The 14,873-nt window shown below is 41.6% G+C and carries 17 protein-coding genes; 4 read left to right on the top strand and 13 right to left on the bottom strand.

Annotated features, from left to right (window positions below; translation table 11 throughout):
- Nucleotides 1-121 precede the first annotated feature (121 nt).
- A complete protein-coding gene (locus tag H5154_RS07410; protein ID WP_145233710.1) occupies nt 122-466 on the top strand; it encodes an Hpt domain-containing protein in 345 nt (114 codons plus the stop codon).
- 106 nt (nt 467-572) lie between these two features.
- Nucleotides 573-1,790, top strand: coding sequence for a pyridoxal phosphate-dependent aminotransferase (locus H5154_RS07405; protein WP_182717902.1), 1,218 nt, complete (start codon nt 573-575; stop codon nt 1,788-1,790).
- Between the two features lie 71 nt (nt 1,791-1,861).
- Here the strand turns inward: H5154_RS07405 and H5154_RS07400 are convergent, their stop codons facing one another.
- The 4 genes from H5154_RS07400 to H5154_RS07385 are packed head-to-tail and all read right to left on the bottom strand — an operon-like array spanning nt 1,862 to nt 4,795.
- Nucleotides 1,862-2,329, bottom strand: coding sequence for a glycine zipper 2TM domain-containing protein (locus tag H5154_RS07400; RefSeq protein ID WP_149981188.1), 468 nt, complete (start codon nt 2,327-2,329; stop codon nt 1,862-1,864).
- A gap of 20 nt (nt 2,330-2,349) precedes the next feature.
- Nucleotides 2,350-2,985 carry a penicillin-binding protein activator LpoB gene (gene lpoB / locus H5154_RS07395; RefSeq protein WP_145233716.1) on the bottom strand — a complete coding sequence of 212 codons (636 nt, stop codon included), beginning with the start codon at nt 2,983-2,985 and terminating at the stop codon, nt 2,350-2,352.
- Between the two features lie 11 nt (nt 2,986-2,996).
- On the bottom strand, nt 2,997-3,422 hold the full coding sequence (locus H5154_RS07390; protein WP_182717901.1) for a YcfL family protein: 426 nt from the start codon (nt 3,420-3,422) through the stop codon (nt 2,997-2,999).
- An 8-nt stretch (nt 3,423-3,430) separates the two neighbouring features.
- Nucleotides 3,431-4,795: a COG3014 family protein gene (locus H5154_RS07385; protein WP_182717900.1), complete on the bottom strand. Its 1,365-nt coding sequence runs from the start codon at nt 4,793-4,795 to the stop codon at nt 3,431-3,433.
- 341 nt (nt 4,796-5,136) lie between these two features.
- On the opposite strand from H5154_RS07385, the gene H5154_RS07380 reads away from it, so the two are divergent.
- Nucleotides 5,137-6,003, top strand: coding sequence for a DMT family transporter (locus H5154_RS07380; RefSeq protein ID WP_182717899.1), 867 nt, complete (start codon nt 5,137-5,139; stop codon nt 6,001-6,003).
- On the opposite strand, the gene H5154_RS07375 is transcribed toward H5154_RS07380, so the two are convergent.
- From H5154_RS07375 to H5154_RS07345, 7 genes are all read right to left on the bottom strand, one after another.
- Entirely contained in the window at nt 6,000-6,701 is a 702-nt protein-coding gene (locus H5154_RS07375; protein ID WP_182717898.1) for a M15 family metallopeptidase, read from the bottom strand. The genes H5154_RS07380 and H5154_RS07375 overlap by 4 nt on opposite strands.
- Nucleotides 6,698-7,828 carry a succinyl-diaminopimelate desuccinylase gene (gene dapE / locus H5154_RS07370; protein ID WP_182717897.1) on the bottom strand — a complete coding sequence of 377 codons (1,131 nt, stop codon included), beginning with the start codon at nt 7,826-7,828 and terminating at the stop codon, nt 6,698-6,700. Before dapE ends, H5154_RS07375 begins: the two co-directional genes overlap by 4 nt.
- Entirely contained in the window at nt 7,825-8,172 is a 348-nt protein-coding gene (locus H5154_RS07365; RefSeq protein WP_182717896.1) for an ArsC family reductase, read from the bottom strand. Before H5154_RS07365 ends, dapE begins: the two co-directional genes overlap by 4 nt.
- Nucleotides 8,173-8,177: 5 nt before the next feature.
- Nucleotides 8,178-8,672 carry a PTS glucose transporter subunit IIA gene (locus tag H5154_RS07360; RefSeq protein WP_145233732.1) on the bottom strand — a complete coding sequence of 165 codons (495 nt, stop codon included), beginning with the start codon at nt 8,670-8,672 and terminating at the stop codon, nt 8,178-8,180.
- The gene (locus H5154_RS07355; protein ID WP_145233734.1) at nt 8,672-9,070 is read right to left on the bottom strand and encodes an ACT domain-containing protein; all 399 of its coding nucleotides are present in this window, start codon (nt 9,068-9,070) and stop codon (nt 8,672-8,674) included. Before H5154_RS07355 ends, H5154_RS07360 begins: the two co-directional genes overlap by 1 nt.
- A 224-nt stretch (nt 9,071-9,294) precedes the next feature.
- The gene (gene pta, locus H5154_RS07350) at nt 9,295-11,445 is read right to left on the bottom strand and encodes a phosphate acetyltransferase (protein WP_182717895.1); all 2,151 of its coding nucleotides are present in this window, start codon (nt 11,443-11,445) and stop codon (nt 9,295-9,297) included.
- A gap of 2 nt (nt 11,446-11,447) precedes the next feature.
- Nucleotides 11,448-12,659, bottom strand: coding sequence for an acetate kinase (locus tag H5154_RS07345; protein ID WP_182717894.1), 1,212 nt, complete (start codon nt 12,657-12,659; stop codon nt 11,448-11,450).
- Between the two features lie 318 nt (nt 12,660-12,977).
- On the opposite strand from H5154_RS07345, the gene yfbV reads away from it, so the two are divergent.
- Nucleotides 12,978-13,424 (top strand): terminus macrodomain insulation protein YfbV, encoded by a 447-nt coding sequence (gene yfbV / locus H5154_RS07340; RefSeq protein WP_145234096.1) that lies wholly within the window; start codon nt 12,978-12,980, stop codon nt 13,422-13,424.
- Here the strand turns inward: yfbV and rlmA are convergent.
- Together rlmA and H5154_RS07330 are read right to left on the bottom strand one after the other, a co-directional pair.
- Nucleotides 13,405-14,217: a 23S rRNA (guanine(745)-N(1))-methyltransferase gene (rlmA, locus tag H5154_RS07335; protein ID WP_145233741.1), complete on the bottom strand. Its 813-nt coding sequence runs from the start codon at nt 14,215-14,217 to the stop codon at nt 13,405-13,407. The genes yfbV and rlmA overlap by 20 nt on opposite strands.
- The gene (locus H5154_RS07330; RefSeq protein WP_182717920.1) at nt 14,214-14,861 is read right to left on the bottom strand and encodes an energy-coupling factor ABC transporter permease; all 648 of its coding nucleotides are present in this window, start codon (nt 14,859-14,861) and stop codon (nt 14,214-14,216) included. The genes rlmA and H5154_RS07330 overlap by 4 nt, the downstream gene beginning before the upstream one ends.
- Between the last annotated feature and the right edge of the window lie 12 nt (nt 14,862-14,873).

Here is a 14,873-nt window from a genome sequence, read left to right as displayed (position 1 = left end):
GAAAAACCCGCTAATTATACGCTTAATGAGACAATTAGTTGGTTTTTTTTCTATAGAACGATAAAGTATAAAAATAGTATAAGTTACTGGTTTAGTGTTGCTAAATACAAAAGGATGAATAATGAATACAATAGTCATTGATGAAAGCGCATTGGAAAGTATGGAATCGTTATTAGGCGAGCAATTTAGCGATACGCTGACTTTTTGTTGTGCTGAATTTGAACGATTAGGCTCTGAAGTATTGGCTACAATACATAGTGATATCCAAGTCGCAAGTCGCCATGCTCATAGTTTAAAATCAAATGCCGCGCAGTTTGGTGCCAGCAGTCTATCTCAGGTGGCCAGAGAAATTGAACAAAGCTTAAATAATAATGATGTTTCTCAGGCGCTTGCGGCAGCTCAGCAGCTTGACAACCAAGTTGCCGGATCAGCAGCTAAGTTAACTGATTGGTTACAAAGCCGTTAGTTAGCTATACCCAGACGTGAATTTATTTCAGTTTTGAGGTATTAAATCCACTGGTATTTAGCCCCTCTACTAGGTTAATCTAGCTGTTCCACTAGTAGAGGTAAAAATGTCAGAAATTAAAAAGAGTCATAAATTACAAGGCGTTTGTTATGACATTCGTGGGCCGGTGTTAGTTCAGGCTCGCAAAATGGAAGATGAAGGCCAAAAAGTTTTAAAATTGAATATTGGTAATCCTGCGGCATTTGGGTTTGATATGCCTGAAGATATGCACCGCGATATTATTCGTAACTTGTATTCAGCCCAAGGTTATTGTGACTCCAAAGGCCTCTACTCAGCCCGTGTGGCTATTTATCAGCACTACCAACAACGTGGTTTATATAACCTAGACGTCGATAATATTTATATTGGTAATGGGGTCAGTGAATTAATTCAAATGACGACCCAAGCTTTGCTGAATAATGATGATGAGGTGTTGATCCCAGCACCTGATTATCCATTGTGGACCGCTTCAGTCAAACTTGCGGGTGGTAATCCAGTCCATTACCTATGTGATGAAGAGCAAGATTGGTTCCCTGATATTGCTGATATTCGCAGTAAAATCACGTCAAAAACTAAAGCATTAGTGCTGATCAACCCTAATAATCCGACGGGTGCAGTATACGACGACGCACTTTTACAGCAGTTAATTGATATTGCACGTGAACATAAATTATTGTTATTGAGTGATGAAATCTATGAGAAGATTTTATACGATGGGATCACGCACAGCTCCATTGGTGCACTGTGTGATGATGTGCCGATAATTACTTTTAATGGCTTAGCAAAAACCTATCGCGCAGCGGGTTTGCGTATGGGCTGGATGGTATTAAGTGGCCGTACTGCATTGATGGATGATTTACGTAAAGGTTTAGATATTTTAGCCTCTATGCGTTTATGTGCCAATGTGCCGGCACAATATGCGATCCAGCAAGCATTAGGTGGCGTACAGTCGATTGATGATTTAATAAATCCCGGTGGGCGTTTATACGAACAACGTGATATTGCATGGCGTGGTTTAAATGCGATAGAAGGTATTTCGTGTGCAAAACCAAAAGGAGCATTGTACGCATTTGCCAAAGTAGATACTGAGCGTTTTAATATCAAAAATGATGAAAAAATGATTTTAGATTTACTCAAAGCAGAAAAGATCTTACTGGTTCACGGAAGAGCATTTAACTGGCCAAATCCAGATCATTTCAGATTGGTATTTTTACCTAACAAAGATGATTTAACGACTGCTATGAGTAAGATGGAACGCTTTTTCAGCGATTACAGACAAAGCTAACGTAGTAATAAAGTTATAAATACTAAAAAGCGAGCATTAATACTGCTCGCTTTTTAGTTTAATGTAATAGCTTAATAGGCTTTATCAACGCGGACTGTATTATCTGATAAATATACTAAGCGCACGCTGTCGCCAGTTCTAAATATCATTTGATTGTCTTTGTCTTGTACCACCATAAATTGTTCACCGTTTTCAACTTTGATCATTAACTCGACTAAGTGGTATTGATTATAATGGCTGCTTTGTTGCCTGTTGTTCGCCACACTGCCACCGATGACCGAGCCTAGAATAGTCGCTGCGGTGCGACCACTGCCGCCGCCAAATTGGTTACCAATAACGCCACCAAGTAATGCACCGCCAAAGGTTTTCCAGCCACTATTTTTGTCTTGAACAAGTTCTTGCTCGGTAATATTACGTACAGATTGAACACTGCCAAATAGTACTTGCTGGACAGGAACGGCTTTATTGCGTTCGTATGCGGCAAAGCTTGGATTACTGATGAGCAGGGCTGTACACAGCCCAAGTATGAGTTTATTCATCATTTACCTCCTCAGCTGAATTACCAGCCAAAGGTTGATTTTTCGCGGGTTTTACGAATTTCTGTTTCGTCCGCCCATTCTACTAAGCCACTTTTTAAATCCATTAAGCGCATTGTGAATTTATAGTATACGTCGGCTTTATCGGCATTCGATTTTACGATGCTCGACAGGTTGCCATAGAGCATATACTGCGCGCCAACTTGTTGGCCAAATGCAATCGCTTTAGTTGGGTCTACTAGGGCATCATCATTTTGAAAGTTCAATTGTTCTCGAGCGGCTTCTACGCGGCCCATATCAACAAAACGAAATTTACCACTGCGCAATAATTGTGTTGAAATTGAATCGGTAATTGATTCAGTATCAATGTGTTCACTGGTTTTGTTTTTTATACGTTCAACAAATACGATTGGTCGAGTATTAGCTGTTAATGTGCCGACCACAGGTGATGCCAACAGTGAATCCGTCATTTGGCTGGCGACTTTTTGTAAGTCAGTTGAACCGAAGTTAATATCAGTTGTTTCTACGGCTTGTGCGTCTCCGTAGCTGACTACGGCTTTATTGGCACAGCCACTGAGGGCGAGCGCACTCAAACCTAACAACGCAAAACCCGAGAGTGTTTTAAGCGTTGGTTTTTTAGTTGTGTTTACTGTATTCATAATGGTGTCCTTTAATCTTTAAATTCTTGTGCTTGTGTCGATACTTCGCGTACCGCTAATGAAAATGTAACCGCATCAGATGTAGGTGCAAGGCCTGGCAGTTGCACGTTAGCAAAACCAAATAAAGTCAATGATTGCCAAGGGGAATGATTGCCTTTGATCACAAATCCATCGCCGTCATACCAGGTAAATTGATACTGTAAATATTGTGATTTTTTATACTGACTCGAAAGTGTGACAACAACATCAGTTAATTGATTCGTTTGGCGAGTCTTTACATCACTAATGGCCAGCTTTCTACCTAGTGCAGGATTATCGACTTTTAGCTGTTGTTGGTATTGCGCTGAAGCTTGTTCAACACTTATACCTGATGTAGTCGGTCTACTGGTACAGGCAGCAAGTAGACAGACAGTTAATAATGGCACTAAATATTTCATGATAGCTCCTAAAGTTGCACTACATGGGAATTAAAATAGTTGTTAATAGAGGTTAGATAAATCAAGGTTAACCCTTGCTTACTAACCGTAAAGTTTATGTCTTTCTGATTGGCAAGTTTTAAAACATGGTCTCCTGCTGTTAACTGGGTGCGCGCAACACTGATTTGATTAGGTAAAGTTAACCAACTGCGGGTATCTGCTTGCTCAGAGGCTAGGTTGTATAGATTAGCGAGTATATTACCCACATCGCCGCCACTTCTAGCCAGCTCTGCCCGTACTTTTTCTTTAGCGACTAACCGCAGTATTTGCCTCGATACTCTTGCCGGTGTTTGCTCTTCAAGTGTTTTAGCCGCTAACGCTTCTATTCTTACCAATGGACTCAAAGGTAAAATCTGTGTTCCGATACTAATATCACTAACCGCTGGTATATAAGCTCTATCTTTATAAACGGGCATCGCTAAGCTATAAAAACGGGCATCACCACCGGATGTATAAATAGGCAGACGCAACACAAATTCGTCTTTTTCTGGCACTAAACCTTGTTCGATCAAGACCACAACGTCACCGCTGTTGGCGACTTGTTTTGGTAATTCAGCAAAGCGTTTTTTATACTCGGAAAAATCTTGATCAAACCCTTGCTGTTTTGCTAATTGCAGCACAACCTGCTGCAAATAGGTGTTTTCAGGGTTGATCTCTAGTGCCTTTTTATAATCTATATATGCATCATCGTATTGCTTATTACTTTGATAGAGCAAACCTGACAGATAAAATGTAAACGCATTTTGATAGCCATTTTTTACGTTTTTGATCACCTCATCCATACTTGGGTAATGTTTTTGTGCTGCTTTTACGCTAGCATCTATGTCGTCTTGATTAGCCGTTAACGCATCTGTTTGTACTTTATTTGCACGGCGAACTTCGACAAATGCGCCTTCAATATTATGTTGATATATATAATTAAGTGCTTGGTAACTGTGCAGCATACTCATTTCATAAGCCGCTGGCGTATAGCTAATGACTGAATCATTGGTAAAAAGGGCGTTACTTTGTTCAAGCCCTGCGCTTACTTGTATTTTTGCTGCTTGGCGTTTTATTTCCATTTGCTGATATACCGCTTCGTACTGTGGTTTTGCAGCCTCATTTTGATTATTTAAATTGCTTAAACGGGCCTGCTCTAATTGATTGAGCAAGTAGTTACTATGTGACTGCCCATTAGTCGGCAAAAGCTGTTGGGCTTGGTCGATATTGTTGGTCTTAATAGCTTGGCGTACAGGCGTCATTTGGGTAGCGTAATCTGAAAACAGATCACTAAACCCAATGGTGCTGCATCCACTTAGCATGACACAAAAGCCAAAAATAACACTGCGTTGCACATGGCACTCCTTTTATAAGCGTTAATACAGATTAGCATAATCTAATCCAGAGGAGATGTTAAACAATGTAAAAAAGCGTAGTAATCACAGTGTTTATAAGAAATAGTTACGCGATCATTGGTCACTGAGTTGTTGCACGATACATTCGAATGATCAAAACAATAGGTAAGCTTTGCGCTATTATGGCAATCCTGTATAAATAGATACTTCAGGCAAACAGGTAGCTGATTTTCTTATTATGTTGATTAAATTAATGGCTCGAGTGGTTGCCGACTACTAATCGAAAGAATAACTCACCTCATAGGGTTTAATGCTTAGCAAGATTAAAACTAAGGATCACTTTGAAAGCAACATTGTTTACGGTACTCGCCCTAGTGGCATTTGCAGCTAATTCTCTTTTATGTCGTATGGCATTAGCACAAAATTACATTGATCCATGGAATTTCACAGCTTTGCGGCTATTCAGTGGCGCATTGTGTTTAGGATTTATTTTCCTTATACAAGCAGTACCAACAGAGTCTTTAGCTAGGGAAGATAACAATCTTAATAATGCAGAGCATGAACGTGGTAGTTGGCGCAGCAGTGTTAGCTTACTGGTTTATGCGTTATGTTTTTCAATTGCCTATGTAGAATTGGACACTGGAACTGGCGCGTTGATTTTATTTTCTGCTGTTCAATTGACTATGATTGGCTGGGGGATTTTCAACAAGGAGCGACTCACGACTGTACAGTGGTGTGCACTTATTATCGCTGTCCTTGGTTTTGTGTATTTAATGCTGCCATCGGCAACGATGCCGTCAATGAGCCCTGCATTATTAATGACGATTAGCGGTATTGCGTGGGGGATATACAGTATTCGCGGAAAAGTGTGCCTATCCCCACTGAAAACCACAACGTTTAATTTTGTGCGTAGTTTATTTGCATTACCGATATTGTTGATCGTGGGTTTTGGTTATTTATCGGGGATCAGTTGGCAGGGGATCGCGCTTGCATGTGCATCTGGTGCTCTTGCGTCGGGTATTGGCTATAGTGTTTGGTATGTTGCCGTACCCTTATTAAAAAGCAGTCAAGCCGCAGTGGTTCAGCTTTGTGTGCCAGTGATAGCTGCACTGGCAGGGATGTTATTTTTAGCGGAAGAACTAAGCATTCAGTTTGTTATTGCCAGCGCCGTTATTCTTGGCGCTGTGCTGGTTTTTTTTACTGGCTAAACAACCGCAGGGCTGACATTCAGCACGTAACGCTGATACAGTTGCGGCAAATTCGCCAAAATAGCAGCTTTGCCAGCAAGCTGACTGTTATTTATAGTATCAGCTAATACGGTTAAACTCTGATGTTGTAGTAAAATGTCAGATTGCACTATGTGGCTAATATGCCAAGGTTCAGGCGCAACGCCGCCTAAATCATGTTGATAAGGGCGATAAAAGCCATACTTTTCTATATGACTATCAAGCCACTTTGTCAGCGCTGCAAAAGGGCCATTGTCTTGGTATTCGTGCGGCTCTAACTGCAGCTGATAGTCATCAGAAACACTGGCTTTGTCAAAAATATCCAGATCAGTACCAAAGTGATGGCGACTGCTTCCCGGTAGGGCTGAATAAAGCATAATGGCATGGCATTTTTCAATGTCTGTCATGGAGGCTAAATCAACGGGCTGTTGCTGCTTATTGAGCACAGGTCGATGACCATTAAATTTAGCATTCCAAATCAATGCTTGACGTTCAAAGTTACGAAAGCTTGATGCAATAGTCAGTGCAAAGCCTGCATCGCGAGCTGCATTTTGCAACTGCATAAAGTCATCAATAATGTCTTTATGCAGTTTATGAGCTTGATAATCAACAAGCAGTAGCTCGTCTTTACCACAGGCACACTCAGCCAACTGTTGCGATGTGAGCTTAGCAGGGATCATGTTAAAAGTTGCTCTAGAATTTGCTCGTAAATATCAGCAAGTGCAATGAGATCATCACAATTAACGCACTCATTCACTTTATGAATGGTGTCGTTACGTGGTCCAAGTTCAATAACCTTAGCGCCGGTTTGTGCTATAAAACGTCCATCTGAAGTACCGCCAGTGGTTTCAAGTGCGGTATTTAAGCCAGTTATTGATTTGATGGCTGCAACCGTCGCATCAATAAGCGGGCCGCCTTCGGTGATAAATGGCTGACCGTTAACAATCCAACTCAGCTCGTATGCAAAATCATATTCAGCCAGAATGTCGTTAACTCGTTGCTGGAGTTGCTGATGAGTTACTTCGGTACTAAAGCGAAAATTAAATTGCACTTCAAGCTCGCCTGGGATCACATTGCCAGCTCCCGTACCGCCATTAATATTTGAAATCTGAAAACTAGTAGCAGGGAAAAATTCATTGCCGTTGTCCCATACCGTTTGACTCAACTGGGCAAGCATTGGCGCTGCAATATGAATCGGGTTTAGAGCAAGTTGCGGATAAGCCACATGACCTTGTATGCCTTTAACATTTAAAAAGCCAGTCAGTGAGCCTCGGCGGCCATTTTTAACGACATCACCCAGTACATCACGCGATGAAGGCTCGCCAACCAAACACATATCTATTTTTTCACCTCGGGCCTCCAGCGTATCGATTACTCGCGTGGTGCCGTTGATAAAAGGGCCTTCTTCATCAGAGGTAATTAAAAAAGAAATTGAGCCTTTATGATCGGGGTGTTTAGTTACAAATCGCTCGGTTGCTACCACCATGGCAGCTAAAGAGCCTTTCATATCAGCCGCACCACGGCCATGCAACATGCCATCGGCTAGAAAGCCAGAGAAAGGCGGGTGCTGCCAGTTCTTTTCTGGTCCAGTTGGTACTACATCAGTGTGACCTGCAAAGCAAAAGTGCGGTGAGCTGTCGCCTTTTCGCGCCCATGTATTTTGGGTGTCAGTAAAAAACAGTGATTCAATATTAAAACCAAGCTGTGCCAATCGCTCATTCATTATAGTTTGGCAATCTGCATCTTCAGGGGTGACTGAGCGACGCTGTATTAAGGCTTGCGCAAGTTCGATGACGGGATGATTCATGATGCAAAAATCTCATCGTATTGCGCTGGTTTAAAACCTAAATGATAGCTGTTGTTGCGAATAAGCACTGGGCGCTTGATCATTGCTGGTTGTGCTACCAAAATTGCCAAGGCAGTGTCTTTATCAAGGTTCTGTTTTTGCTCATCTGATAATTGGCGATAGGTTGTGCCACGTTTATTGACCAGATCTTGCCAGTCGATGTGCGTTGCAAACTCAGTGATCATATCAAGGCTTATGCCGTCTTTACGGTAATCATGAAAATTAAAGTCAATGTTGTTATCGGTTAAATATTTTTTGGCTTTTTTTATAGTGTCGCAGTTACTAATGCCGTAAAGAGTCGTCATATTAATTACTTCTTAGTTAGTGTTAAAAGAGTATCTACCCCAGCTGTAACCTGAGATAAAGAATAATGTATTGGTTTAAGTTGATGCCCGTTAAGTAAAATAAGGCTGGCAAGTAAGGGGCTATTGAGATCTCTAAGATCAAAATAAGCGAGCCGTTGCCCTTTGGTTATTTTACTGCCGTTGAGTTGGGCTATATGAGTGTGTTTAATGTGTTGCTGTTGGTCTAAATATAAATTTAGAAGTACTTTTAAGCCATTGTTGGCTTGTAAAATAAATTCAGTACCGGCATTTTTTACTTGCATTAATGTACCATCAAAGGGCGCTAATATTTTATGATTGCTCAGGGCAACCATAATCCCTGGGCCAAGTGTGCCGTAGCTAAAGAAGGGTTCTGGGTGCTCGCTTAATGGGGCAACTTTACCACTAAAAGGGCTACAAATTGCAATGCTGTTAGCCGCTAACTGACGTTGTGGTAAATAACTAATATCCGTGTATTTCATTATGTTAATTTGGGCTCATTGAGGAACTGATAGCCATCTTTTTTTAACGCGCTGATGGCATCTTTAATACGCTGTTGTTTTACTAAAACGTAATCGGTGTCGTAGGTTGAAATAGCAAAAATAGAGATATTTGCTCTGGCTAAAACTCCAGAAATATTTGCCATTATTCCGGTTAATGAAAAACCAAGTGGACCGATCACTTCTAACGCGCGCCAATCGTGCTCAGCATCAAGGCTTTCAATGGCGAACTGGCTAGGGCAAACAATAGATAACTCATCGTTGGTTTTGGCGATAATAAACATTGATTGTTTGAATAAAGCAGCGGGGATCTCGCTATCAACATCAAGGCTATGAATGGTAAAGGCCGTACTATGCAGTTGTAACGTTTGCTTAGACATTGCTACCCCTTTTTTAATTGTGAGACTTCCCATCTGTGTATACTGATCAATAGTATAGATTATCTTACTTAAATAAAAGAGCAATGTTGTCCACAATTTCTGTGGATAAGGTTGGGAATAGGGAGGTATAACAACGCTAAGTTATTTATTTTATTTATAATTATTATTAGCTAAAGAAATGCTCAGGGTAAAGTGATCACCACGCAATCACTTTACCCATGGTATTAAATATTTTCGGCTTGTGCCGCTTGAATGGCAGTAAGCGCAATGGTATAGACAATATCATCAACCAAAGCACCGCGGCTTAAGTCATTGACGGGTTTGCGCATACCTTGCAACATTGGGCCGATACTTATCAAATCAGCACTTCGTTGCACCGCTTTATAAGTGGTATTCCCGGTATTTAAGTCTGGAAATATAAACACCGTCGCTTTACCAGCCACTGGACTATTTGGTGCTTTTTTAAGTGCGACATTTTCCATAATCGCTGCATCATATTGTAATGGACCATCGATGATCAGATCAGGGCGCTTTTGTTGCGCTAACTTTGTTGCCAGACGGACTTTTTCTACATCAGCCCCAGTGCCTGATGTGCCGGTGCTGTAGCTTATCATCGCTACTCGTGGCTCAATACCAAATGCGGCGGCTGAGTCTGCGGATTGAATGGCAATATCGGCTAATTGCTCAGCGGTTGGATCAGGATTAATAGCACAATCTCCGTATACCAGTACTTGATCAGGCAGCAACATAAAAAACACCGACGAGACTAATGATGACCCTGGTGCGGTTTTTATTAATTGCAGCGGCGGACGAATGGTGTTGGCAGTTGTATTTACTGCACCCGAAACCAGACCATCAACTTGACCACGCTCTAACATCATAGTGCCAAGCACAACGTTGTCTTGGAGCTGTTCAAGGGCAACCACTTCAGTCAGGCCTTTGCTTTTACGAATTTCAACCATAGGCGCAACATAGTCGTTGATCACATCATGAGGTTCGATAATGGTTACATTTTCGTTTAGCTCAACACCTTGTTGTATAGCGATACGTTCAATTTCTTCTCGATCGCCCAATAGAATGGTCTTCGCAATACCACGTTGACCGCAAATAGCGGCGGCTTTTATTGTGCGAGGCTCATTGCCTTCAGGTAACACTATAGTTTTTGCCGCTTGGCGGGCTTTATCCGTGAGTAAATAACGAAATGCTGGAGGTGACATTTTACGAGTTTTGCCGACACTTTTAGCAAGCGTATCTAACCAGTCAGAATCAATATGGCTGGCATTATGATGCTTTACTTTATCAATTCGTTGTACGTCATCGCACGGTACTTCCATATTAAAGTTATGCAGTAGCAATGAAGTACGCCAGGTGTCAGCATCTGTACTGAGGATTGGCAGGCCGGTGGCCATCGCTTGTTCGCACAAGGTCATGATCCGTGGCTCAGGTTTAAAACCACCAGTTAATAAGATAGCTCCTAATTTAGTGCCATTCATGGCTGATAAACAGGCCGCAACTAACACATCTGAACGATCGCCTGGGGTCACCAGCAGTGCGCCTGGGGTGAAATGATTTAAGATATTTGACACTGTTCTGGCACAAAATGTTACGCGGCGAAGACGACGATGAGCCATATCACCTTCGTTGATCACGTCAGCTTTTAAATACGAACATAAATCTTTAACGCGCGGCGCAACCAGCTCAAAATCCCATGGGATCGAGCCAAGTAACATAAACGGATGTTTTCTAAAAATAGGTAAAGATGCTAAGCGATTGAGCTCATTGTCAAGCTCGTCGGGTTTATGTGCTTCCACGAGATCGGCGCGTGCTCTGCCTTCATCATCCAGTGGTGCATTTACTTTATTAAAAATACAGCCTAATACGCGGGCATGGTCAACACTGCCATAATACCCGGCTGCAATTTCTAGGCGGTCTTCAATTTGATCGTTACTGTCATTACCAGGAGTGAGCACAAACACAATGTCAGCGCCGAGAGTTTGTGCTATTTCGCGGTTTACTCTACCTGCATAAGGTTGGCGGCGAGTAGGGACCATACCTTCGATAATTGCGACCACATCGTTGCCTATGGCATTTTCAAAGCGCTCAACAATTTCTTCAAGTAAATCATCACCTTTACCATCCCCGATCATTTGCTCTGCATAATTTAGTGCAAAGGGAGTAGGTGGTGTAATAGGCGAACCTTGGGTGACAATTTGTGTTGATTTTTCAGGGCCCGTTTCACCTGAGCGAGGCTGGGCTATGGGCTTGAAAAAATTAACTTTGACCGCTTTTTGTTCTAATGCACGCACTAACCCGACTGAGACCGATGTTAAACCAACCCCAGTAGAGATAGGTACTAGCATAATTCGACGTGCCATAATTATAACTCCTGTGCAATTGAGGCGGCATCAAGAGCAATGATCCACTCTTCATTTGTTGGCATTACTACTGCTTTTGTTTTTGCATTATTACTGCTGATAACACCTTGTGTGCCAAATCGGGCTGCAAGGTTGGCTGCACTGTCGCAATCAAGGCCAAGATAGCTCAGCTGTGTTATTACTTTATCACGAATAATATCGGAGTTTTCCCCAATACCACCGGTAAAAATTAACGCATCAAGGCGTTGCAATGGCACCATAAATGCGGCTATTTGTTTTGCTAAACGATAACAAAACATCTCCAATGCTAAAATGGCTTTTTCATTTCCGGCAACAGCAGCTTCTTCTATTGTACGACAGTCATTAGAAAGTTCACTGATACCCAGTAAGCCACTTTGTTGGTTTAATAAGTCATCAATTTGTTGTGCATCGTAGTTAAGTTGGGTGGTTAAAAAGTTAAATAAACCCGGATCAATATCTCCGCTGCGGGTGCCCATCATTAAGCCTTCTAGTGGAGTTAAGCCCATGCTGGTATCAACACTTTTGCCATTTTTAATAGCACACACAGAGCAGCCATTACCTAAGTGAGCGCTGATAAAATTACTTTGCTCAATAGGCTGGTTTAAAAGGACTGCTGTTTGACCTGAAACATAATAATGGCTGGTACCATGAAAGCCGTAACGTCTAACACCATAATCAGTATAAAGTTTATAAGGGAGGGCATATAAATAGGCAACATTGCCCATGGTTTGATGAAACGCGGTATCAAACACTGCTACTTGCGGTAGTCCCTTGAATGATGCTTGCGCAGCAGCAATGCCTAATAAATTAGCGTGCCCATGTAATGGCGCAAGCGTAGCGGCTTGAGTGATTCCTTTAATTACATCGTCGTCAATCAGTACCGATTTAGTAAAGTGCTCGCCGCCGTGAACCACGCGATGACCTACTGCAATAAGGTTTTCAGCTAAATGGTGTTCGTTAATAAGGCTAACTAAGGTATCGATTGCTGCACTGTGAGCTTGATTAGGCGCAAGTTCAATCAGTTGTTTTTTGCCAAGGTATTTGTATTTCACAGATGGCGACGATGAGCCTAGGCGTTCAGCAAGACCTGAAATGATTTCTTCAGATGTGGTGGCATCTAAAATAGCGAATTTTAAACTCGAACTTCCACAGTTCAGTACAAGAACATGATGAGGTGATGATTGCGAAGACATAACAGGATCCCATTTTTTGACAATTGCGCATTAAGCTTAGTTGTTATATAACCAAGTACTCGAGCATAGTGATTAAAGTAAAAGAGTCATTGGTCGATAAATTGCTATGGATATCTGTAATGACTATACTAAAGTCTAGTTGACTTAACGTGCGCTTATTTTAACTCATTAATTGTTTTAAGGTAAGTTTAAACCATGATCAAAAACACGTTTTGGACGAAAAAGGTGGAAGGGATTTTACACAGGAATGTTACCGTGAATATGATACACTCATTGCGGTAACATTAATAAATATACCAGCGACACCTAGGAGTCATGATGCAAAAAAGTGTGATGTCACAAGTCCAAACTGGTCGTGAATATGCAAAAAAATGGCCTATGCGTAAAGAATTAGCGCCTCTGTTCACGGAGTTTAGAGTGATCAAAGCCACCGAGCTGGCAATTACAGTAATGCCGATTTTGGCAATGCTCACTTTATTTATGCAAATTAATTATTTAGGCAGCAGTTTTTTACCTCAAGCAGTCGCTATCGCGTTGTTTTTTTTATCTCTACCGCTACAGGGATTGCTGTGGTTAGGCAAGCGTGCAGATACTGTACTTGAGCCTGCGATGGAGCATTGGTATAAAGAGCTTCATACAAAAATGGTAGCCAATGGCTACCAAGGGCATGTCCCTAAAGATAAACCACGTTATGCAGAGTTGGCCCATTTACTCAATGATATGTTTGATAAAATGGACCGCGCGTTTACCCGAGAGAATCTGTAACACGTTTAAATTGACTAACATAAAATGACAGGGTGACGACTTGCTCACCTTGTTGTTCTAGTTGTTGCCAATGTTCAGGACGAAACTTCCAAGCAAAGGGAGTCATGGTGATCAAGTTCTTCACATCTTTAAATGGCAAGCTTATCTGTTGTTCTAATAATGTTTGCTCTATAAGCTCAAACCCTACAGGCGCAGCAATCGGTGTATGCGCATTGACGTCTCGGTAAATATAGTGCTTGAGTTCTTTTAAATGCCAAGGGCCAGGGCTTGCAACTACCAATGTAGCGTCTGGTTTTGCTAATCGAGCCAATTCAGCATCAAATAATGGGGCAAAAATACTCACTAATACATCTGCTGAGCCATCATTAAATGGAGCTTGGCTGATTGATGCAACGCTAAAATTACAATTACTGTATCGCTTTGCAGCATATTTAACCGCTGATTTTGATATATCGACGCCATAAACGTGTGCAGTACATGCATTGGCAATCGCATGAGTATAAAAACCTTCCCCGCACCCTAAATCAATTACCTGTTGTGGTGCTTGCAGAGCAACTCGCTGTGCAACGGCATGTTGTAAAAACTGGTAGTGCCCAGTGGTTAAAAAAGCACGCCTTGCTTGTACCATGTCAAGATTATCGCCAGGTTGCTTAGAGTTCTTTTGTTGCACAGGTAATAAATTCACATAGCCTTCTTTTGCAGTGTCAAAGCTATGGTTGTTAATACATTTTAGCACTTTGGCATGTAACTCAAGCGATTGTTGGCAGAGCGGGCATTGGTAATCGAGACTCATGGATCTAGGTAATCCTTATCATAAAATGTTTTTACCCAATGTGGGCGATAGGTGATCAATAGGGTAATAGCCATGCCGTTTAACATCGCTTCAGGAAAGCAAATAATGACACATAAATAGAGATAGTTTTCACTTAACTCAAACCAATTGTAATTGCCGGTTAAATAATAAAATAAGCTAATGGTGATAATCTTAAAGCAGGCGATGAAAGCGGCGCAAATAAAAGTACATACAAAAATGTAAATGAAAAAATGCCGTGGTAATAGGTTATAACACAGTATAAATACCCCATAACTGACTAAAATGGGTAAGTAAGCGGTTAACAATAAGTGGATAGGTAATTGCGCAATGCTTATTTGGTTGAAAGCCGTTAATAGCAGACTTGCTAGGGTGGCGCTCAATAATGCAAAGCGCCAGCCTAAAATAAGCGTTATGGCAGTTACACCTAAAATATGCAGTTCAAGACCGGGTAATATGCCGGCTTTAATTCGCCACAATAAGGCAAATGCTAACGCACAGACAAATAGGCCTGTTTGACGGGCTGGCGTGGTTATTAAATGTTGGTAGTGTGATTTATTGACACTCGACCAAAAAACACTGCCGATAACAAGCCAAGCAATTGCCTGAAGTTCAATGCTTATTATCGGGATTGTCGT

The organism is Pseudoalteromonas sp. SR44-5 (genome assembly GCF_014163675.1).
In the GTDB taxonomy this organism is placed as follows: Bacteria; Pseudomonadota; Gammaproteobacteria; order Enterobacterales; family Alteromonadaceae; genus Pseudoalteromonas; species Pseudoalteromonas rhizosphaerae.
Note: the sequence above shows the minus strand (reverse complement) of the source record. Positions and strands in the feature narration are given on the sequence as shown.